Source organism: Citrobacter sp. Cpo012, from assembly GCF_030333015.1.
Taxonomy (GTDB): Bacteria; Pseudomonadota; Gammaproteobacteria; order Enterobacterales; family Enterobacteriaceae; genus Citrobacter; species Citrobacter portucalensis.
The window spans coordinates 1-20891 of the sequence record NZ_JAOWGR010000030.1; the positions used below are offsets into that span (position 1 = coordinate 1).

The following is a 20891-nucleotide window of genomic DNA, read 5'->3' on the forward strand; positions in this document are numbered from 1 at the left end:
GTTCCCGAGCGGCCAAAGGGAGCAGACTGTAAATCTGCCGTCATCGACTTCGAAGGTTCGAATCCTTCCCCCACCACCATCACTTCATAAAGCACCAACAGTAAATCAATCTCTAATGCCCCATATTCCGCCCATGCGGGAAGGATGAGAAGTTTCGACTAAGGTTCGATTCGAGCGTAGCGAGAAAGCGTTGCCGCAGGCAACGACCCGAAGGGCGAAGCGCGTAGCGCTGAGTAATCCTTCCCCCACCACCATCACTTCATAAAGCAACACACTCAATTCCTCAGCAATGCCTTTTATTTGCCTGATGCGCTATGCTTATCAGGCCTACTAACTCGACATGTGCCCGTAATTTGTCTGCTGCGCTGCACTGCGCTTATCAGGCCTACAAACTCGACATGTGCCCGCAATTTGTCTGCTGCGCTGCACTTATCAGGCCTACGAACTCGTCACGTGCCCGCAATTTGCCTGATGCGCTGCGCTTATCAGGCCTACTAACTCGACATGTGCCCGTAATTTGTCTGCTGCGCTGCGCTTATCAGGCCTACTAACTCGACATGTGCCCGTAATTTGTCTGCTGCGCTGCGCTTATCAGGCCTAGTAACTCGACATGTGCCCGTAATTTGTCTGCTGCGCTGCGCTTATCAGGCCTACTAACTCGACATGTGCCCGTAATTTGTCTGCTGCGCTGCGCTTATCAGGCCTACGAACTCGATACGTGCCCGCTATTCGTCTGATGCGTTGCACTTATCAGGCCTACAGCGCTCGCTGATACCTTCGTAGGCCGGATAAGGCGCTTGCGCCGCCATCCGGCAAACAGGCATAAAAAAACCCCGCCGAAGCAGGGTTTTGTCATTCTCAAATATACGATTAGTGACGCGCGCGAACAATCTGGTATTTGCGTGTCAGATATTCGACCGGGACGCTCCAGATGTGTACCAGACGAGAGAATGGGAACAACAGGAATAGCGTCATACCCAGCACCAGGTGCATACGGAAAATGAACGCAACACCATCGAGATATTGAGACGCTCCGCCCTGGAAGGTCACCACTGTCTGCGCCCAGTTCACCAGCTTCATCATCTCGCTACCGTCCATATGCTGGGCGGAAAACGGAATGGTCAGCAGGCCCAGCGCACACTGGATCACCAGCAGTGAGAGGATCAGAATATCCGCCCCGGTGGTGGTGGCCCGCACGCGCGGGCTGAACAGACGACGTTTCAGCAGCAGTACACCACCAATCAGACACATCAGGCCACTGGCACCGCCCGCAAACATTGCCATCTTTTGTTTCACTTCAAGCGGTAGCCAGGCTTCATACATCCAGTGCGGCGTCAACATGCCAAGGAAGTGCCCAGCAAAGATACCCAGGATCCCGATGTGAAACAGGTTTGACGCCAGGTTCATCCCTTTGCGATCCAGCATCTGACTGGAAGCTGCACGCCATGTATATTGCCCATAGTCATAACGCAGCCAACTGCCGATCAGAAAGACAGAACCCGCGATGTACGGATAGATGTCAAAGAAGAACGTATTCAGGAAGTGCATTATTGCTGTCCTCCGGTGGTGATATTCAGATACTGCGGCGCAACGGCCCCGGCAAAACGACGCTGGTGAGCGGAGATTTCCGACTCGCCACACCCCTGATCGGCGAAGAATTTCACCTGCTCTTCTTCCCAGACCGCATCCAGCGCTTGTGGAGTATCGTCACGGGCTTCATCCGCAATTTTTTCAGCCACTTTATCGCTGTCGATAACGGTATTCGCCAGTTTTAACAGCAAATCGAACAGCACCGCATAACGGCTTTCACGCTGTTGCAAACGAGCGCTAAGCAGCGCCAGAATCGGCGCAATATCCTGTAAGCCACCTAGTGCTTCGCTTTTCGGCAGTTGCGCAAGGTATTCCAGATACAGCGGCAGATGATCGGGAAGTTCGCGGCTGTCGAGCTGTAAACCGTGCTGCTCATACTGTGCCATCAGGTCAACCATAGCCTGACCGCGATCGCGGGATTCACCGTGAACATGTTCAAACAGCAGCAGCGATGTCGCGCGGCCACGGTCAAACAGTTCGCTGTAGGCGGCCTGCACATCCAGCATGTCCTGCGCGGTTAGATCGCGCAGGAAAACGCCCAGAGTCTGGGCATCCTCTTTATCCAGGTTCTCAGATGACGCGAGTGCATCGAAAAGTTCCTGCTGATGCTGCCACAAGGCAGCATCCGGGTACTCGAGCAGACGCGAAACAATGACGAGTTCAATCATTGGTGCGGCTCCGTTTTGCTGGTCACATCGACAGCGTCGATGCGGCGGCTGTTGAACAGATTGAATTTAGTATCAGAACCGTGGCAACCGTCGCCGAAGGTAAAGCCACAACCGCTTTTCTCCGGGAACGCGTCACGTGCCAGTTCACGATGGCTGCTCGGTACAACGAAACGATCTTCGTAGTTTGCGATCGCCAGGTAACGATACATTTCCTGTGCCTGCGCTTCGCTTAAGCCCACCTCTTCCAGCGCACGGGTATCAACTTTGCCGTCAACAGTTTCCGCACGTTTGTAGTGACGCATCGCTAGCATACGTTTCAGCGCCAACAGTACCGGCTGGGTGTCACCTGCAGTCAGCAGGTTCGCCAGGTACTGAACCGGAATACGCAGGCTGTCAACATCCGGCAGAATACCGTTGCTGCCCAGCTCGCCCGCATCAGCAGCTGACTGAATCGGTGACAATGGCGGCACGTACCAGACCATCGGCAGTGTGCGGTATTCCGGATGCAGCGGCAGCGCCAGCTTCCAGTCCATCGCCATTTTGTAAACCGGAGACTGCTGTGCGGCATCAATGACGCTCAGCGGAATACCATCTTTCAGCGCCTGTTCAATAACAGCCGGATCGTTCGGATCGAGGAACACGTCCAGCTGACGCTGGTACAGATCTTTTTCGTGCTCGGTGCTTGCTGCACTTTCGATCGCATCTGCGTCATACAGCAGTACGCCGAGATAACGGATACGACCTACACAGGTTTCGGAGCAAACGGTCGGCTGACCAGCTTCGATACGCGGGTAGCAGAAAATGCACTTCTCAGATTTCCCGCTCTTCCAGTTGAAGTAGATCTTCTTGTACGGGCAGCCGGTGATACACATACGCCAGCCGCGGCACTTGTCCTGGTCGATCAGCACGATGCCATCTTCTTCACGCTTGTAGATAGCGCCGCTCGGACAGGTCGCCACACACGCCGGATTAAGGCAGTGCTCACACAGACGCGGCAGGTACATCATGAAGGTGTTTTCGAACTGACCGTACATCGCCTTCTGCATGTTTTCGAAGTTCTGATCTTTGGCGCGTTTTTCGAACTCGCCGCCCAGAATTTCTTCCCAGTTCGGACCGCTGGTAATTTTATCCATTCGCTGACCGGTGATCAGCGAGCGTGGACGAGCAATCGGCTGCGCTTTGCTGTCTGCCGGGGCGTTATGCAACGTCTGGTAGTCAAAATCAAACGGCTCGTAGTAATCATCCATGCCCGGCAGATGCGGGTTAGCAAATATTTTACCCAACAGCAGCGCTTTGTTACCCATGCGCGGCTGCAGTTTGCCGTTGATTTTACGGATCCAACCGCCCTTCCATTTTTCCTGGTTTTCCCAGTCGTTCGGGAAGCCAACGCCAGGCTTACTTTCGACGTTGTTGAACCAGGCGTACTCCATACCTTCACGGCTGGTCCAGACGTTTTTACAGGTCACTGAACAGGTGTGGCAGCCGATGCACTTATCGAGATTCAGCACCATGCCGACTTGTGAACGAATTTTCATTTTACGCTCTCCTGTACCTGGTCATTGCCTTCGCCATCCAACCAGTTAATGTTCTTCATCTTACGTACAACTACGAACTCATCACGGTTTGAACCGACGGTGCCGTAGTAGTTAAAGCCGTAGGCCAGCTGCGCATAGCCGCCGATCATATGGGTCGGTTTCGGCGTAATACGGGTCACCGAGTTGTGGATCCCACCGCGCTGCTGGGTGATTTCTGAACCCGGCAGGTTAACGATACGTTCCTGCGCGTGGTACATCATGGTCATCCCGGCCGGTACACGCTGGCTGACAACTGCACGTGCCGTCAGCGCACCGTTGCTGTTGAAGACTTCGATCCAGTCGTTATCTTCGATTCCCAGATCCTTCGCATCGACTTCGCTCATCCACACAATCGGGCCACCGCGTGACAGCGTCAGCATCAGCAAGTTGTCGCTGTAAGTGGAGTGGATACCCCATTTCTGGTGCGGCGTCAGGAAGTTGAGCGCTTTTTCCGGGTTACCGTTAGATTTCTCCCCAATCACCGCTTTCACCGAACGGGTGTCGATTGGCGGACGGTAAACCAGCAGACTTTCACCAAAGTCACGCATCCACTGATGATCCTGATACAACTGCTGGCGACCAGACAGCGTACGCCATGGGATCAGCTCGTGAACGTTGGTATAGCCGGCGTTATAAGACACGTGTTCATCTTCCAGTCCTGACCAGGTCGGGCTGGAGATAATTTTGCGCGGCTGCGCCTGAATATCGCGGAAGCGAATTTTTTCGTCTTCTTTATTCAGCGCCAGATGCGTATGGTCACGACCGGTAAATTCACTCAGCGCAGCCCAGGCTTTAACGGCTACCTGACCGTTAGTTTCCGGCGCCAGCGTCAGGATCATCTCGGCTGCATCAATTGCGGTATTAAGCCAAGGCTGGCCTTTTGCCGGACCTTCAGCCTTGGTGTAATTGAGCTTACGCAGCAGATCCATTTCGCTCTGGGTATTCCAGGCAATCCCTTTACCGCCGTTACCGATTTTTTCCATCAGCGGGCCGATGGAGGTGAAACGCTCGTATGTTGCCGGATAATCACGCTCAACGGTCATGATGTGCGGCGCGGTAACACCAGGAATCAGGTCACATTCACCTTTTTTCCAGTCCTTCACGTCCAGCGGTTGTGCCAGTTCTGCGGCAGAGTCGTGCTGAATAGGCAGCGTAACGACGTCAGTTTCTTTACCGAGATGGCCCACGCAAACTTCAGAGAATTTCTTGGCGATGGCTTTGTAGATTTCCCAGTCGCTCTTCGATTCCCAGGCCGGGTCAACGGCCGCAGACAGAGGATGAATAAACGGATGCATGTCCGAGGTATTCATATCGTCTTTTTCATACCAGGTTGCGGTCGGCAACACGATGTCGGAATACAGACAGGTGCTCGACAGACGGAAGTCCAGCGTGACAACCAGATCCAGTTTGCCGTCCAGGCCGTTATCCTGCCATTCCACTTCTTCAGGCTTCACGCCGCTCTGCTGGCCGAGATCTTTGCCCTGAATACCATGTTCAGTACCCAGCAGATACTTGAGCATGTACTCGTGGCCTTTACCGGAAGAACCGAGCAGGTTAGAACGCCAGATAAACAGGTTGCGCGGATGGTTTTTACCGTTTTCCGGCTGCTCTGCCGCAAAGCGAATAGAACCTTCTTTCAGGGATTTAACGGTGTAATCCACCGGCGTCATACCTGCTTTCTGCGCTTCTTCGGCGATACGCAGTGGGTTAGTCCCTAACTGCGGCGCAGATGGCAACCAGCCCATACGTTCAGCGCGAACGTTAAAATCAATCAAATGACCGCTGTAGCGGGATTTGTCTGCCATCGGGGAAAGCAGTTCCTGCGCAGTAACCGTCTCATAGCGCCATTGGCTGGAGTGGTTATAGAAGTAGGAAGTGCTGTTCATATGACGAGGCGGACGCTGCCAGTCAAGAGCAAACGCCAGCGGCTGCCAGCCGGTTTGCGGACGCAGTTTTTCCTGGCCGACGTAGTGGGCCCAACCGCCGCCGCTCTGACCGATACAACCGCAGAACACCAGCATATTGATCAGGCCACGATAGTTCATATCGAGGTGGTACCAGTGGTTCAGGCCCGCACCGACGATGATCATCGAACGACCGTGTGTTTTATCGGCGTTATCCGCAAATTCACGGGCAATGCGCACGATCTGAGAACGTGATACGCCAGTGATTTTTTCTGCCCATGCCGGCGTGTACGCTTTCACGTCATCGTAGCTGGTCGCGCAGTTTTCGTCGTTCAGACCACGTTCCAGGCCATAGTTAGCCATGGTCAGGTCGTAAACGGTGGTCACCAGCGCGGTAGAGCCATCGGCCAACTGCAGGCGTTTAACCGGCAGTTTGTGCAGCAGAATATTTTCCAGCTCTACTTTACTGAAGTGCTCGGTACCTTCGCCGCCAAAGTACGGGAAGCCCACTTCAGCGATATCGTCCTGGCTACCCAGCAGGCTGAGCTGCAGTTCGGTTTCATCACCGGACGTACCGTCGCGTTGCTCAAGGTTCCATTTGCCCTTTTCGCCCCAACGGAAACCAATTGAACCGTTTGGCGCAACCATTTCGCCGTTGCTGTTGATAGCGACGGTTTTCCATTCTGGGTTATTTTCCTGGCCCAGAGAGTCGACCAGATCCGCCGCACGCAGCATACGACCAGCAGCATAGTAACCGTCACGCTCTTCGAGCATCACCAGCATTGGCATGTCAGTATAACGACGAACGTAGTCGGTGAAGTACTGGCTCGGGTTATCGAGGTGGAACTCGCGCAGCATGACATGGCCCATCGCCATTGCCATCGCAGCATCGGTTCCCTGCTTCGGTGCCAGCCACAGGTCGCAAAGTTTGGCGATTTCTGCGTAGTCCGGAGTAATCGCTACCGTTTTGGTGCCTTTATAGCGAACTTCAGTAAAGAAGTGCGCATCCGGAGTACGGGTCTGCGGTACGTTAGAGCCCCATGCAAGAATGTAGCTGGAGTTATACCAGTCGGCAGATTCCGGTACGTCGGTTTGCTCGCCCCAGGTTTGCGGGGAAGCCGGCGGCAGGTCACAGTACCAGTCGTAGAAGCTCAGGCAGGTACCGCCAATCAGCGACATATAGCGTGCGCCGGAAGCATAAGAAACCATCGACATCGCCGGGATCGGAGAGAAGCCTGCAACGCGGTCAGGGCCATAGGTTTTGATGGTGTAAACGTTAGATGCAGCAATCAGTTCATTCACTTCCTGCCAGGAAGAACGAACAAATCCACCACGACCACGCGCTTGTTTGAAGCTTTTTGCTTTGTCGGCGTCTTCGATGATGGATGCCCATGCGTCTACCGGATCGCTGTGCAGTCTTTTTGCTTCACGCCACATCTTCATCAGACGTTTGCGCATCAGCGGGTATTTCAGACGGTTAGCGCTGTAGAGATACCAGGAATAGCTTGCACCACGTGGGCAGCCGCGAGGCTCGTGGTTAGGCATATCTGGACGCGTGCGTGGGTAGTCAGTTTGCTGGGTCTCCCAGGTCACCAGACCATTTTTCACATAGATTTTCCAGCTGCATGAGCCCGTGCAGTTTACCCCGTGGGTTGAACGCACGATTTTGTCATGCTGCCAACGCTGGCGGTATCCGTCCTCCCAGTCCCTGTTGGTATTGAGAAGCTGGCCATGCCCATCGGCAAAGGTTTCGCCCTTCTGCTTGAAGTAGCGAAACCGGTCCAGGAATTTACTCATCGGTTTTCTCCTGTAGGAGCCTGACGGCTCTCTGATAAATCGACATTGCTTGATTGAGAGCGAAGGTAACGCTCTGAAAGGGCGTGAGAATTGATAACGATCAAGGCATGCAGGGATGAAAACAGAGGGTCGATTTTCACATACCCCCTTAGTAGGATATTAATAAAACAGTCAACATATTGAATTTAAATGATTTTATTAAAATCACTTATCATACAAATGTTAAATTCTTTATAAGTGGGTATTAAGGGGTATCCCCCCTGCCAGGCATATTACCAGCACCGTTTTCGCAGACTTTCGTCATGAGCTCACATATAAGTATGTTGTAACTAATTTAGAGCAAAAAAAAGCGCGGTCTAACACCGCGCAATGGATAATGGATAATCAACTGCTACTACTTTTTTACTTTTTAGAATGACGTCCGTATACCGCCCAGGTGATGACCACACAAGCGACATAGAAGATCAGAAAGACTTTCATCGCATCGACCGGCGAACCAGTTAACGCCAGAGACGTACCAAATGCTTTCGGGATAAAGAAGCCGCCAATCGCACCAATGGCTGAGATAAAGCCCAACGCTGCCGCGGTGTCGGTTGCTGCTTCGCGCATTGCTTTCTCTTCTGAACCGCCTTCAGCTTTCACTCTGTCCATCGTCAGCTTGCGGAAGATAACGGAGATCATCTGGAAGGTTGAACCACTCCCCAGACCAGCCGTCAGGAACAATGCCAGGAACACCGCGAAGAAGGCGATAAAGTTGCCACCGACACCGTTTGATGGCAGCGTCAGGAACAGTAAGGCACTGAAAATAGCCATCAGCACGAAGTTCACCAGCGTTACACGGGTTCCGCCCAGACGGTCAGAGATTGCGCCACCCGCTGAACGAGCCAGCGCGCCAATCAACGGTCCAAAGAAGGCGTAATGCAGGATCTGTACCTCAGGAAACTGCGTTTTTGACAACATGGCAAAACCGGCAGAGAAACCGATGAATGAACCGAAGGTTGCCAGATACAGCAGACTCATAATCCACAGATGCCCACGTTTCAGCACCGGCAATTGCTCTTTCAGCGACGCTTTTGAGGTTGCCAGTTCATTCATACCAAACCATGCAGCCAGCGTTAACACCGCAAGGAACGGTACCCAAATCCATGCGGCGTTTGCCAGATACAGCTGCGTACCATCCGGTTGTTCAACCCCGTGGCTACCAAATGCGGCAAAGATTGACAGTGAAACCACCAGCGGCGCAACCAACTGCATCACGCTGACGCCCATGTTGCCCAGGCCACCGTTCAGACCCAGCGCACCACCCTGTTTCTGTTTTGGAAAGAAGAAACTGATGTTTGCCATGCTGGACGCAAAGTTCGCACCGGCGAAACCGCACAACAGAGAGATAATAATAAAGGTACTAAACGGCGTGGAGGTATCCTGCACCGCAAAACCTAACCATACACAAGGAATGATCAGGATACCGGTGCTAAACGCTGTCCAGCGACGTCCACCAAACAGGGGAACCATAAAGGAGTACGGAACACGCAGCAGCGCGCCGGACACCGAAGGTAATGCCGTCAGCATGAACAGCTGTTCAGTGGTGAAATCAAAACCGACTTTCGGTAAGTTCACCGCCACGGCGCTAAATAACATCCACACGCAAAACGCCAGCAGCAAGCAAGGGACTGAAATCCACAGGTTACGGCTGGCGATTCGTTGACCACGCTGCTGCCAGAAGGCGGGATCTTCCGGCCGCCATTCGGTAATTACAGCTCCAGATGCCCTTTCCGGGGCAGATGAGTGACTCATAGACACCTCTGATACTTGTTTCGATGCCTGCAACATTAGGGTTTACAGCTGGAGGTAAGTTGATATAAATCAAAGGAAAAGGTGTCATTATTCATGCCTAAAATTTATCATTACCCTAAATGAGTACATAACTTCGGTAAAAAAGATGTGGTTTTTCACGCTTCTGTCGCCCCCTACTCCCCCTCGCCTGGGATCTCTCCCTCCGCTGGCAATTAAGAGGTAGCCCGTTTGAGGTATGGGTATACTCCAGTGTATCGCCGAGAATAACGCCACTGCCTGCAGCAGAATCGTCATTCAATAAGGTTTTCTGTTCGACGAAAACCCGAAGGAACAAGTCACCATGTTTAAACGTTGTCTCTCCCCGCTTACGCTGGTCAACCAGGTGGCGCTGATTGTTTTATTGTCCACAGCCATCGGCGTGGCTGGTATGGCTGTCTCCGGCTGGCTGGTTCAGGGCGTTCAGGGTAGCGCCCATGCAATCAACAAAGCGGGATCGCTGCGCATGCAGAGTTATCGCCTGCTTGCAGCCGTACCGCTGGACGCTAGCGATCAACCGCTTCTGGATGAAATGGAGAAAACGGCGTTTAGCCCGGAGTTGACGCGTGCCGCAAAGCGAGACGGACAACAGGCGCAGTTAAAAGCACTACAGGATTACTGGCACACTGAACTGGCGCCGGGGCTTGCGCATGCGCAAACGCCTGATGCGGTAGCGCAGGATGTAACGCGCTTTGTAGGCGGTCTGGATAAGCTGGTTACCGCCTTTGACCATACCACCGAATTACGCATTGAACGCGTCGTCCTGCTGCATCGCCTGATGGCCATATTTATGGCATTGCTGCTGGTTTTTACCATTATCTGGCTGCGCGTGCGCCTGTTAGAGCCATGGAAGCAGCTGCTGGCGATGGCGCGAGCCGTCAGCCAACGTGATTTTACCCAACGCGCGCGTATCAGCGGGCGTAATGAGATGGCCGCTCTGGGCTCGGCACTGAATAATATGTCGGAAGAACTAGCCGAAAGTTATGCCGTGCTGGAACAGCGGGTGCAGGAAAAAACGGCGGGACTGGAGCACAAAAATCAGATCCTTTCTTTTCTGTGGCAAGCCAACCGCCGCCTGCACTCTCAGGTGCCGTTGTGCGAACGCCTCTCTCCGGTACTGAACGGTCTGCAAAATTTGACCTTGCTACATGATATTGAACTCCGGGTTTACGACCTGGAAGATGAAGACAATCATCAGGAATTTACCTGTCAGTCCAATGCCAGCTGTGATGAAAAAGGTTGCCATCTGTGTCCTCGCGGAACGCTGCCCGCGATTGACGGCGGGATCACATTGAAATGGCGGCTGACCGATGCGCATACCCAGTATGGTATTCTGCTCGCTACCTTGCCGAACGGACGCCATCTCAGCCACGATCAGCAACAGCTGGTTGATACCCTGGTTGAGCAACTGACCGCAACGCTCGCGCTCGACAGACATCAGGAGCGTCAGCAGCAGTTGATCGTGATGGAAGAGCGTGCCACCATTGCACGCGAACTTCATGATTCTATTGCACAATCGCTCTCTTGTATGAAGATGCAGGTTAGCTGTTTGCAGATGCAGGGCGATGCGCTTTCAGATAACTGTCGCGAGTTGCTCAGCCAGATTCGTAACGAGCTGAATGCTTCATGGGCACAACTGCGTGAGCTGTTAACCACCTTCCGTTTACAGCTCACGGAACCTGGATTACGGCCGGCGCTGGAAGCCAGCTGTCAGGAGTACAGCGCCCGTTTTGGATTTACGGTTAAGCTGGATTATCAGCTACCGCCACGCCTGGTCCCTTCGCATCAGGCGATTCACCTGCTACAAATTGCGCGCGAAGCCCTGAGTAATGCACTTAAACACTCTCAGGCCAATGAAGTGGTCGTGACGGTGGTGCAAAATGGCAAGCAGGTCAAACTAACAGTGCAAGATAACGGCTGCGGCGTACCGGAAAACGCCGAACGCAGTAACCACTACGGCATGATTATAATGCGCGATCGTGCGCAGAGCTTGCGCGGCGATTGCCGCGTACGCCGTCGCGAGACGGGCGGTACTGAAGTTGCTGTCACTTTTATTCCCGAAACAAACTTCACAGAAGTCCAAGGAGATACCCATGAGTAATCTGGAACCGGCAACCATCCTGTTGATCGACGATCATCCGATGCTGCGAACCGGTGTAAAACAGCTTGTCAGCATGGCGCCCGATATTACCGTTGTCGGCGAAGCCAGCAATGGTGAGCAGGGTATCGAGCTGGCTGAATCCCTTGATCCCGATCTGATCCTGCTTGATCTCAACATGCCCGGCATGAACGGTCTGGAAACTCTCGATAAGCTGCGTGAAAAGTCACTGTCGGGCCGTATCGTTGTGTTTAGCGTATCCAATCATGAAGAAGACGTAGTTACCGCACTGAAACGCGGCGCTGACGGTTATCTGCTGAAAGATATGGAGCCTGAAGATTTACTCAAAGCCTTACAACAGTCAGCGGCCGGTGAAATGGTGCTGAGTGAAGCCTTAACGCCGGTTCTCGCCGCCAGCCTGCGTGCTAATCGTGCAACGTCGGACCGTGATGTCACCCAACTGACACCGCGTGAGCGCGACATTCTCAAGCTCATTGCCCAGGGGCTGCCGAACAAGATGATCGCCCGTCGTCTGGACATCACTGAAAGTACGGTAAAAGTCCATGTGAAGCATATGTTGAAGAAAATGAAGCTCAAATCACGCGTCGAAGCCGCGGTATGGGTACATCAGGAACGCATTTTCTGATAACGCGTTGATGCTTCATTGCTAACGAGGATCATTTTCCGAAACGGTAATAAACGGTTCGGTCAGTGATAGCGTGATCTCATTGGAAGAGACACGCTGACCCTGCTCATCTTCTACCACCACAGACAACCGCCAGCGGTTTGCCGCGCCTTCGCTGCTGTCCCACTTCGGCATAATAATCGTCCAGCCTTGCGCGCTTCGGTTATCGCTACCCGCCGTTAAACTCAACGCCTGGGTATCACCCTGCCAGGTCAAATGGCGGATCCCATGCAAACTACGCACCTGCAGCTTCAGCGCCACCGTCTCACCAGACTTGAGATCCCAGGGCGGCGTGGCCAAAAATACCGACAATGTTTTACGCTGGCGATATTCCAGCGTCGGCAGATTGTTACGCTGCGGATCGTCATAACGACTGCCGCGCAGCGATCGGCTGTTTGCCACCTCGCTGACCATCAGCTGTTTTTTTAGCGGCACGCCAAAGCGGTAATTCAGCGTTAAGCCGAGGTTATTCTGGCTGACTCCGCTTTCCCCCTGCTTATGTTGTGCCGTCACGGTAATCAACGGCACCGGCGTATAGCTCAATCCCAGATTCACCGCCACAGGATTGTGGTACCCGGTTCCGGAATGAAACAAATCCACCCGGTCGCCAAAATACTGTTCCACGCTGACGCTGGTATTGAGGTGTTGATAGAACGGCATGCGCATTTGCGCAGTCAGGTCGTAGCCGCGGGCCATCCGTTGTTCCTGGGTTGCGGAACGCTCCTGCCAGGAGGACAACGGTTGGTAATAGTTAGCGGATAAGCGCAAGTATTCACCCCACGCCTCGGCGCCAAGGCCTCCCCGGGGCAGATTTTCATCCAACAGGTTGTCATAGAAAGTGTTGTAACCCAGAAACCAGCCGTCGCGTACCCAGCGCTGCCCAATCCCCGCATTGCTGACTAAACCTTCGTCCTGTTGCGTCAGCCCCAACTGGCTCCAGGTTAAATATCGTTGATTGTCCTGCCATGGGATAAACCAGCTTCCCCGACTTCCGGTAAAGCTGCCTTCGTTATCCACCTGCAATCCAACGCTGGCGTTTCCCCAGGGAGAGAGCCAGGATTCCAGTTGCTGATTAACCTGTTCGCTGACCGTGTCACGCACCTGACCAAATGCGAACTGCTTCGCCTGTTCACCCGTATCAAGCCCGTTATCGGTCATGCTGGCTTCACCAAACGCTTTGACCATTTCGGCAAAGTGCTTTTCGCCTGCCCGCGACTCCGGCGCCATACCGAGATCGGGTAAGCCATCACTATTGTTATCGAAAGGGTTTTCAGCCTGGTGAATAAAAGATGTCCGTGCATTGGCAATACCGCCTGCCAATGGCAAGAGTGAGAATACAGCGAGAGAAAAATAAATATTACGGCTCAAATCGTCAGTTGTTTCTTACATCAATGAATTAGACACACTTAACCTAAACCATAACGTCTTCGGCTGTTAATTGCAGCCTTTATCCCCGTTTTCGGGATTTTCTTACATGGATAATTAGAGGTACCCACTCCTGCAACCATGCTTTCTTTCCCACATCAGGAACAGGGAGTAACATACACGCCAGGAATTATCCCTTCCATCTGACAACAGGAGTAATAATGCAAAAGATAGTGATCGTCGCGAACGGTGCAGCCTATGGAAGCGAATCGTTATTTAACAGCCTGCGTCTGGCCATCGCCCTGCGCGAACAGGATGCGGAACTCGACCTACGTTTATTTTTAATGTCGGACGCGGTAACGGCGGGGCTTAGCGGTCAAAAACCTGCGGAAGGATATAATATTCAGCAAATGCTGGAGATCCTGACGGCGCAAAATGTGCCGGTCAAACTGTGTAAAACCTGCACCGATGGCCGCGGGATCACGACGCTTCCGTTAATTGACGGAGTAGCCGTCGGCACGCTGGTAGAACTGGCTCAATGGACGCTGGCTGCAGATAAAGTATTAACCTTCTGATACACCGCTTCAGGCAAGCTCACTGAAAGTGTCGATAATTTCCGAATTTAATCTTAGATGGGCGCGGTTTCGTTGAACGTTAGCACGCCCTTTCAACCCTTTTGAGGGATTTTGTCACTTTTGTTTAATCGTTATGCCATTTTTTGATCAAAATCAGCATCCTGTTGCCCCCCCTTTGGTGTTATGCAATGAGTGAAATGTGAACAACATCACGCAGCACTTTCGAGAGAAAGTACGTTGTTTTCAAGAACGGGGTGAAAAATGGCATTAGTGAAGGCGAGTTTAAAGTTATTTGGTGGCGATACGGTGGTAGTGCGCTGTTCTGAGCGCTGCCACATCCACCTGATGAGCGAGAAAAATCACGTCAAAGACACGCAGTCCGACATCTTAAGCGTGCAGGATCGTGATAACGCATGGTTAACCGTACCGTATACCGGCGTCTGGAATGTGCTGATCGACAGCCATAGCCAGTCGCTCGAGCATTCGATAAGTTTTATTGCAGCCTAAGCGTTAAACGCCCGATAAGCACCTGGCTTATCGGGCATACAACATCGGGCGATATTAGGCAAATCCTGGACGCATAACACCTTCCGGCAGATTCTCTCCCAACAATCGTTTGACCGTGATCACCAGATCGTTAAGACAATCATCCTGCATTCCCAGCTTCACCAGTTCTTGTTCCAGTGAGAACAGATACTGGGCGTTGGTGCCTAAAGGTCCGCTCGCCGCGGCGATAAGCGGCGCAATCACCTGCGCGCGCGTGTCTGACTCAAACAGCGGATGACGCGGATCCATAATAAAGACCAGTGCGTTCACCGTCCTGCTGTCATCAAGCGCCAACTGACACCAGGTCGGCAGATAACAGCCGGTGATCATTTCTCGCTTCCACAGCAGTGAAAGCTCTTGTTCCAGGGACGCGTCCGGTAAACGGTAGGCCACACCGGTGGTGCGTCCGCCCTCTTTCAGGGCCAGCATACGTCCTGGCTGGCACGCCGTTCCTCGCCCCGCCGTCAGGCGCAGGCAAAAGGCACGGTGCCAGCCGACTAACGTCCCGGTACAGGACTCTTCAAATTCTAAGGCCGGGTTCCACATCAACGATCCATAACCGAAGATCCACACCGGTCCATCATCTGGTCGGCATGCAAGCGTGGCGGCCAGTGAGGCTGCCCGTTGTTCCGCTGACCAGAGTAGTGATTCTTCAATAGCACCAAATGCCGTCTTACAGTCGGCATTCAATAAAAAATCACGCGTTAACACCTTACACCTCCGCCACTGCTGCTTCCCTGCGACAACTTTTTTGACGCCTTCCGGGCTTTTTTACTGCTCATTTTGAAACCAATAGCTGGACAATAGGCAATTCACCGCTCGCTTGCAAGCCAGCAACGGCGCGGCGTAGCACGATTCGCTAACGCCTGATGCAAGCTAGTTCATAAAGGCATTATAATTGATACTGTTACGCCTTTTTATGCCATTTATTATCATCACCTTTTTGATAATCATTTTTGACCGCGGCCCACGCCACCTTGTGTGCCGTCTCTTCACGGGTAGCATCGTCACGGCGGTCAGATTTATCTTTATATTGTTCCCAGGCGCTGTTGAAAGCTTCTTTGTAGATGTCCTGAGCATGGGCTGGCAGAACATGCTGCACGCTTTCAGGCAGATCGCTTTTGGATTTATATGGCATTGTGAACTCCTCTTTTTAGGCTAAACCTTAAGTGTGGTTAACAATGCGGTGATGCGCCAATAATGGGCATTTATAGAAAATTTCTTCATCTAACCTTCTGTTAATTAAACAGTCTATAAACTAGAACTTTGTTTTTGACCGCTTTGAGAGGAAAAATAAGCGATGTAGTAAAATTTCGTAAAATGTCACCTACAAAACCAGGTTTTCTGTTATTTTTTACATTCTTTAATACTTTTTATAATTATATACCCTAAATAATTCGAGTTGCTTAAAGGTGGCAAGGGAGTGAATCCCCCGTCACATAGATAACTATGTGACGGGGGTGAGCGAGCGTAGCCAACGCATAAGCAACTTGAAGTATGACGGGTATAAATACCTGCAGAGACGGAGAATTAATTCAATGACACACGTACATGAGGCGGTAAAAACCCGCCACAAGGAGACCTCTCTCGTCTTCCCGATTTTGGCACTGGTAGTACTGTTCTTATGGGGGAGCAGTCAGTCACTACCAGTGGTCATCGGCATTAATGCGCTGGCCCTTATTGGTATATTAAGCAGTGCATTCAGTGTTGTCCGTCATGCGGATGTATTAGCACACCGACTTGGCGAACCCTACGGGTCGCTGATCCTCAGCCTGTCCGTTGTTATTCTTGAAGTCAGCTTAATCTCCGCATTAATGGCGACCGGCGATGCAGCGCCTACGCTCATGCGCGATACGCTATATTCAATCATTATGATCGTAACCGGCGGCCTGGTCGGTTTTTCATTACTGTTAGGTGGCCGTAAATTTGCCACTCAGTATATGAATCTGTTTGGTATTAAGCAGTATTTAATCGCCCTGTTTCCGCTGGCCATTATTGTACTGGTGTTCCCGATGGCTTTACCGGGTGCAAATTTCACTACCGCGCAGGCGCTATTAGTGGCATTAATTTCTGCGGCGATGTACGGCGTATTTTTGCTGATACAAACTAAAACGCACCAGAGTCTGTTCATTTACGAGCATGAAGACGAGGGTGACGACGACGACCCGCATCACGGTAAACCGTCAGCACATAGCAATTTGTGGCACGCTGCCTGGCTTATCATTCATCTGATCGCCGTTATTGCCGTGACCAAGATGAACGCCAGCCCGCTGGAGACATTGCTGACTGAACTGAATGCCCCAGTGGCATTTACCGGTTTCCTGGTCGCATTGCTGATCCTCTCTCCTGAAGGCCTCGGCGCGCTGAAAGCGGTTCTGAGTAATCAGGTACAGCGGGCGATGAATTTATTCTTCGGTTCGGTGTTAGCCACCATTTCACTGACCGTTCCGGTAGTGACTCTGATCGCATGGGCAACCGGGAATGATTTGGTCTTTGCGCTGGGCGCGCCAGAGATGATTGTGATGGTTTCATCACTGGTACTGTGCCACATCTCTTTCTCCACCGGACGCACCAACGTGCTTAACGGTGCGGCGCATCTGGCGCTGTTTATCGCCTATCTGATGACGATATTTGCCTGATTAGTCTTTCTGATAGAACCCACGGCCCTTCTCAGGGCCGTTTTCTTTTACCGCTCACAGCTCCGGATAAACCTGTTGACCATCGACAAACGTTAATAACGACTCCGTTTGGTGGAATTTGTCTGCCGGAATAGCCATAATATCCTGATTAAGCACCGCAAAATCGGCGAGCTTACCTGCCTGCAAACTTCCCCTCTGCTGTTCTGCAAAAGCTATCCAGGCGGCATTGAGGGTATACATTTTTAATGCATCTTCTCGGCTTAACTGGCACGTATCATGACGTACCGAACCGTCGAGCGTTTTACCTGTTACATGATATTCAATGGCATGCCATACTCCTGCAACGCCAATTCGCGTCGCATCCGTACCACCTACAACGATAACCCCCTGCTCTGATGCGGGTTGATATGAGGCACCGCCTGATTAAGTTCCCATTTTCCTCATCATATTTATCTACCTTATCATGTGATGATCATCTGGAAAGCTGATGCCGCACCGCTACGCTGGCGATTCGCGCGCTGGCTAGCAGACGTTCGAACGAATGCCCGCAACGCGCTTTTCCCGACAGGCCAAGCATTGTGGTACTGACGTAATCAGTCAGGCTGTCAGCCTCTTTAGGATGCCGCTGTGCGATAAAGTCGTGAATTTTATGTTCGGCAGCCGAGTAGAAATTCCGCGCGACCTTCCGCGCCTGCGGATCGTTACTGTGCGTGCCCTCCAGGACCAAACATCCCGGCGCATGCGGATCTGCGGCATAACGTCGCGCCGCCTCTTCAAGCAGATCGGTAAGACATGCAGAAACGGGTTTGTCGGGGCGAAGAATGTCATCAAAAGGGATCGCCTCAGTTTGTACGTAGCGGTCAAGAACACGTTTATAAAGACCGATTTTGTTCCCAAAAGCAGCATAGAAACTGGGGGGCTTGATCGACAACGCCGCGGTGACATCCGCCACGCTAACCGCGTCATAGCCATGTGCGTGAAACAAGGGTTGTACTTTGGCAACGGCCATTTCTGGATCAAAATTACGTGGGCGTCCAGGTGCTCGAGTGCATTTTGTAGTGTTCATTACAAATCCATTGACAGAAAACTGTGCACCTATTATATATCGATCACTACATAATTGTTCAAGGAGTACCTCATGTCTTCTTTTAATGGCAAGTCAGTTCTGGTTCTTGGCGGCAGTCGTGGGATTGGCGCGGCTATCGTGCGCCGTTTTGCCGCGGATGGCGCATCGGTTACCTTTACCTATTCAGGCTCCCCTGACGCTGCCAAAGCGCTTGCTGATGAGACGGGTACCCAGACAGCGCAAACCGATAGCGCCGATCGTAACGCCGTCATCAACCGGGTACGCGAAAGCGGCCCGCTGGACGTGCTGGTAGTTAATGCAGGCATTATTCTGTTTGGTGATGCGCTGGAGCAGGATCCGGATGACGTGGAGCGCCTGTTCCGGATTAACATTCACTCCCCATACTATGCGGCCGTGGAAGCGGCACGACAGATGCCTGACGGCGGACGCATTATCATTATTGGTTCTGTGAATGGCGACCGTATGCCTCTTGCTGGCCTGGCCTCTTATGCGGTGAGCAAATCAGCGCTGCAAGGGCTGGCCCGGGGGCTGGCACGTGATTTTGGACCGCGGGGCATTACGGTAAACGTGGTTCAACCAGGCCCTATTGATACCGATGCCAACCCGGAAGATGGCCCACTGAAAGAGGTGATGCACAGTTTTATGGCGCTAAAACGACATGGCCGTCCAGAGGAAGTTGCGGGAATGGTTGCCTGGCTTGCAGGCCCTGAGGCTGGATTTGTGACGGGGGCAATGCATACAATTGATGGTGCGTTTGGCGCCTGACGCCCACCCTTAACACTTTTCTCAAACAGCAGTCCGAAGAGATATCTCTCCGGACTGCAACACTTTCTTAGTTCTCAGTATCCAGCTCGTCGAAGCTTTTAACCAGGTCATCAATCGCTTTAATCTGGGTCAGGAACTGTTCCAGTTTCGCCAGCGGCAGCGCGGATGGACCGTCGCATTTCGCATTGGCTGGATCCGGATGTGCTTCAATAAACAGACCGGCCAGACCTACTGCCATACCTGCGCGCGCCAGTTCGGTAACCTGCGCACGACGACCGCCGCTTGCTGCGCCAAACGGGTCACGGCATTGCAGCGCATGGGTAACGTCAAAAATCACCGGCGAGTTGCCAGAAACTTTCTTCATCACGCTGAAGCCCAGCATATCCACAACCAGATTGTCATAACCAAAGTTCGCGCCACGGTCGCAAAGAATTACTTTGTCGTTGCCGCCTTCATGGAATTTGTCCACGATATTGCCCATCTGGCCCGGGCTTACGAACTGCGGTTTTTTCACGTTGATAACGGCACCGGTTTTCGCCATCGCTTCCACCAGATCGGTCTGACGAGCGAGGAAGGCCGGCAGCTGAATCACATCCACCACGTCAGCAACAGGCTGAGCCTGGCTGGCTTCGTGAACGTCGGTGATCACTTTTACGCCAAAAGTCTGCTTCAGTTCCTGGAAGATTTTCATCCCTTCTTCAAGGCCCGGTCCACGGTAAGAGTGGATGGAAGAACGGTTGGCTTTATCAAAGGAGGCTTTGAACACGTAAGGGATACCCAGCTTTTGAGTAACGGTTACGTAGTGCTCACAAATGCGCATCGCCAGATCGCGGGATTCCAGCACGTTCATTCCGCCAAACAGCACGAACGGCAGGTCATTTGCCACGTTGATGTCGCCAATGCTAACCACTTTTTGTTTCATAGGATCGCCTTAAACGGTAGGTAAAGTGTCATTAATCAATGCAATACAATTTGCTTGTGCGAAATAGTATTAATCTGCGCACGAATCATTTCGCTGATCGGGTCTTCCGGACACTGTTCAACGAAATAACTTAAATCGGTCAGCGCAACATGTTCACACTCCAGTTGCGCGTAAATTAATCCACGATCGCGTATTTCATACGGATCTTCAGGATTAAACTGTAATAGTGCTTCGCTGGCACGCAGCGCCAGCTCCATTTGCCGCTCTTCCATCAGCGATGATTTCAGCGTGTCGAGCAGCTTACGAATTACTTCTGCATTATCCGCCTCATCCAGGTCTTCGTTAAACAGCTCCGCGACCGGGCTGATATTCCCCTTCAGCCACACTTCCAGCGTGTGCTCATTTAACGTTTCTCCATTGAACGGATTGATTAGCCACATTTCGCCATCGAGCGATTCAATACGCAGGATGAGTTGTGTCGGGAAAATCACCGGCACCAGCGGCAGCTCCAGTCGGTTGGCAATCCACAATAAGATCGCACCCAGGGATACGGCGCTGCCCTGACGATTTTTCAGTACCTGATCAAGCCATAGTGCATCAGAAAGACGATAGACGCCGTGGGTATCCGTAAACCCCCATTCGCCGTAAAAAAGTGCCAGCAGTTTTTCCAGTTGCTCATCCTGAGACAGGAGCTGGCTAATTTCTTCTTGCGCCAGACTGACCAGACGTTCCAGTTCGTCATAGACAGTTTGTGTTGGAAAATCCAGACGGATAGACTCCGACGCCAGGATCATCCCATCACACAATGGCGCTTTATTAAATTCGAAATCAGCTAACGACCTCATG

At 52.3% G+C, this 20891-nt stretch carries 17 protein-coding genes, 1 other RNA gene and 1 pseudogene; 7 read left to right on the plus strand and 12 right to left on the minus strand.

Features of this window, described 5'->3' with window-relative positions:
• Window positions 1-123: 123 nt before the first annotated feature.
• A non-coding RNA gene (locus OGX90_RS02255) (RtT sRNA) lies at window positions 124-254 on the plus strand.
• A gap of 616 nt (window positions 255-870) precedes the next feature.
• Here the strand turns inward: OGX90_RS02255 and narI are convergent.
• The 5 genes from narI to OGX90_RS02280 all read right to left on the minus strand — a co-directional run bounded on the left by narI (window position 871) and on the right by OGX90_RS02280 (window position 9327).
• Window positions 871-1548: a respiratory nitrate reductase subunit gamma gene (gene narI / locus OGX90_RS02260; RefSeq protein WP_003833386.1), complete on the minus strand. Its 678-nt coding sequence runs from the start codon at window positions 1546-1548 to the stop codon at window positions 871-873.
• Window positions 1548-2258 carry a nitrate reductase molybdenum cofactor assembly chaperone gene (gene narJ / locus OGX90_RS02265; protein ID WP_008784959.1) on the minus strand — a complete coding sequence of 237 codons (711 nt, stop codon included), beginning with the start codon at window positions 2256-2258 and terminating at the stop codon, window positions 1548-1550. The genes narI and narJ overlap by 1 nt, the downstream gene beginning before the upstream one ends.
• The gene (narH, locus tag OGX90_RS02270; protein ID WP_003833388.1) at window positions 2255-3793 is read right to left on the minus strand and encodes a nitrate reductase subunit beta; all 1539 of its coding nucleotides are present in this window, start codon (window positions 3791-3793) and stop codon (window positions 2255-2257) included. The genes narJ and narH overlap by 4 nt, the downstream gene beginning before the upstream one ends.
• Window positions 3790-7533, minus strand: coding sequence for a nitrate reductase subunit alpha (locus OGX90_RS02275; protein ID WP_008784960.1), 3744 nt, complete (start codon window positions 7531-7533; stop codon window positions 3790-3792). The genes narH and OGX90_RS02275 overlap by 4 nt, the downstream gene beginning before the upstream one ends.
• A gap of 402 nt (window positions 7534-7935) precedes the next feature.
• Window positions 7936-9327 (minus strand): NarK family nitrate/nitrite MFS transporter, encoded by a 1392-nt coding sequence (locus OGX90_RS02280; RefSeq protein WP_003833390.1) that lies wholly within the window; start codon window positions 9325-9327, stop codon window positions 7936-7938.
• 340 nt (window positions 9328-9667) lie between these two features.
• On the opposite strand from OGX90_RS02280, the gene narX reads away from it, so the two are divergent.
• Both narX and narL read left to right on the plus strand, forming a co-directional pair.
• Complete coding sequence (narX, locus tag OGX90_RS02285) at window positions 9668-11464, plus strand: nitrate/nitrite two-component system sensor histidine kinase NarX (RefSeq protein ID WP_003833391.1); 1797 nt, start codon at window positions 9668-9670, stop codon at window positions 11462-11464.
• Entirely contained in the window at window positions 11457-12107 is a 651-nt protein-coding gene (narL, locus tag OGX90_RS02290) for a two-component system response regulator NarL (RefSeq protein ID WP_003833392.1), read from the plus strand. The genes narX and narL overlap by 8 nt, the downstream gene beginning before the upstream one ends.
• A gap of 21 nt (window positions 12108-12128) precedes the next feature.
• Here the strand turns inward: narL and OGX90_RS02295 are convergent, their stop codons facing one another.
• Window positions 12129-13514, minus strand: coding sequence for a YchO/YchP family invasin (locus tag OGX90_RS02295; RefSeq protein WP_234691996.1), 1386 nt, complete (start codon window positions 13512-13514; stop codon window positions 12129-12131).
• A gap of 218 nt (window positions 13515-13732) precedes the next feature.
• Between OGX90_RS02295 and OGX90_RS02300 the strand changes: the two genes are divergently transcribed.
• Together OGX90_RS02300 and OGX90_RS02305 are read left to right on the plus strand one after the other, a co-directional pair.
• On the plus strand, window positions 13733-14086 hold the full coding sequence (locus tag OGX90_RS02300) for a DsrE/DsrF/TusD sulfur relay family protein (protein WP_048235258.1): 354 nt from the start codon (window positions 13733-13735) through the stop codon (window positions 14084-14086).
• Window positions 14087-14347: 261 nt separating this feature from the next.
• On the plus strand, window positions 14348-14593 hold the full coding sequence (locus OGX90_RS02305; protein WP_038641131.1) for a DUF1883 domain-containing protein: 246 nt from the start codon (window positions 14348-14350) through the stop codon (window positions 14591-14593).
• Window positions 14594-14647: 54 nt separating this feature from the next.
• Here the strand turns inward: OGX90_RS02305 and OGX90_RS02310 are convergent, their stop codons facing one another.
• Both OGX90_RS02310 and chaB read right to left on the minus strand, forming a co-directional pair.
• Window positions 14648-15343: a gamma-glutamylcyclotransferase gene (locus tag OGX90_RS02310; protein WP_174771497.1), complete on the minus strand. Its 696-nt coding sequence runs from the start codon at window positions 15341-15343 to the stop codon at window positions 14648-14650.
• A 196-nt stretch (window positions 15344-15539) separates the two neighbouring features.
• Window positions 15540-15770: a putative cation transport regulator ChaB gene (gene chaB, locus OGX90_RS02315; RefSeq protein WP_174771496.1), complete on the minus strand. Its 231-nt coding sequence runs from the start codon at window positions 15768-15770 to the stop codon at window positions 15540-15542.
• 400 nt (window positions 15771-16170) lie between these two features.
• Here chaB and chaA point away from each other — a divergent pair, with 400 nt between their 5' ends.
• Window positions 16171-17271, plus strand: coding sequence for a sodium-potassium/proton antiporter ChaA (gene chaA / locus OGX90_RS02320; RefSeq protein WP_048216245.1), 1101 nt, complete (start codon window positions 16171-16173; stop codon window positions 17269-17271).
• A gap of 54 nt (window positions 17272-17325) precedes the next feature.
• Here chaA and OGX90_RS02325 read toward each other — a convergent pair.
• A pseudogene (locus tag OGX90_RS02325) lies at window positions 17326-17658 on the minus strand (amidohydrolase family protein); the annotation flags it as partial.
• An 85-nt stretch (window positions 17659-17743) separates the two neighbouring features.
• Window positions 17744-18337 (minus strand): TetR/AcrR family transcriptional regulator, encoded by a 594-nt coding sequence (locus OGX90_RS02330; protein WP_137377200.1) that lies wholly within the window; start codon window positions 18335-18337, stop codon window positions 17744-17746.
• A gap of 72 nt (window positions 18338-18409) precedes the next feature.
• Between OGX90_RS02330 and bdcA the strand changes: the two genes are divergently transcribed.
• Window positions 18410-19123, plus strand: coding sequence for an SDR family oxidoreductase (gene bdcA, locus OGX90_RS02335; RefSeq protein WP_048216243.1), 714 nt, complete (start codon window positions 18410-18412; stop codon window positions 19121-19123).
• Window positions 19124-19190: 67 nt separating this feature from the next.
• Here the strand turns inward: bdcA and kdsA are convergent, their stop codons facing one another.
• Window positions 19191-20045: a 3-deoxy-8-phosphooctulonate synthase gene (gene kdsA, locus OGX90_RS02340; RefSeq protein ID WP_003020772.1), complete on the minus strand. Its 855-nt coding sequence runs from the start codon at window positions 20043-20045 to the stop codon at window positions 19191-19193.
• Between the two features lie 35 nt (window positions 20046-20080).
• Window positions 20081-20890, minus strand: a complete 810-nt coding sequence (gene sirB1, locus OGX90_RS02345; protein WP_003020775.1) for an invasion regulator SirB1 — start codon at window positions 20888-20890, stop codon at window positions 20081-20083.
• Between the last annotated feature and the right edge of the window lies 1 nt (window position 20891).

Coding starts and splice junctions, on each gene's coding strand:
- narI (WP_003833386.1), bottom strand. CDS start 1,548: ATGCACTTCCTGAATACGTTCTTCTTTGACATCTATCCGTACATCGCG.
- narJ (WP_008784959.1), bottom strand. CDS start 2,258: ATGATTGAACTCGTCATTGTTTCGCGTCTGCTCGAGTACCCGGATGCT.
- narH (WP_003833388.1), bottom strand. CDS start 3,793: ATGAAAATTCGTTCACAAGTCGGCATGGTGCTGAATCTCGATAAGTGC.
- OGX90_RS02275 (WP_008784960.1), bottom strand. CDS start 7,533: ATGAGTAAATTCCTGGACCGGTTTCGCTACTTCAAGCAGAAGGGCGAA.
- OGX90_RS02280 (WP_003833390.1), bottom strand. CDS start 9,327: ATGAGTCACTCATCTGCCCCGGAAAGGGCATCTGGAGCTGTAATTACC.
- narX (WP_003833391.1), top strand. CDS start 9,668: ATGTTTAAACGTTGTCTCTCCCCGCTTACGCTGGTCAACCAGGTGGCG.
- narL (WP_003833392.1), top strand. CDS start 11,457: ATGAGTAATCTGGAACCGGCAACCATCCTGTTGATCGACGATCATCCG.
- OGX90_RS02300 (WP_048235258.1), top strand. CDS start 13,733: ATGCAAAAGATAGTGATCGTCGCGAACGGTGCAGCCTATGGAAGCGAA.
- OGX90_RS02305 (WP_038641131.1), top strand. CDS start 14,348: ATGGCATTAGTGAAGGCGAGTTTAAAGTTATTTGGTGGCGATACGGTG.
- chaB (WP_174771496.1), bottom strand. CDS start 15,770: ATGCCATATAAATCCAAAAGCGATCTGCCTGAAAGCGTGCAGCATGTT.
- chaA (WP_048216245.1), top strand. CDS start 16,171: ATGACACACGTACATGAGGCGGTAAAAACCCGCCACAAGGAGACCTCT.
- OGX90_RS02330 (WP_137377200.1), bottom strand. CDS start 18,337: ATGAACACTACAAAATGCACTCGAGCACCTGGACGCCCACGTAATTTT.
- bdcA (WP_048216243.1), top strand. CDS start 18,410: ATGTCTTCTTTTAATGGCAAGTCAGTTCTGGTTCTTGGCGGCAGTCGT.
- kdsA (WP_003020772.1), bottom strand. CDS start 20,045: ATGAAACAAAAAGTGGTTAGCATTGGCGACATCAACGTGGCAAATGAC.
- sirB1 (WP_003020775.1), bottom strand. CDS start 20,890: ATGAGGTCGTTAGCTGATTTCGAATTTAATAAAGCGCCATTGTGTGAT.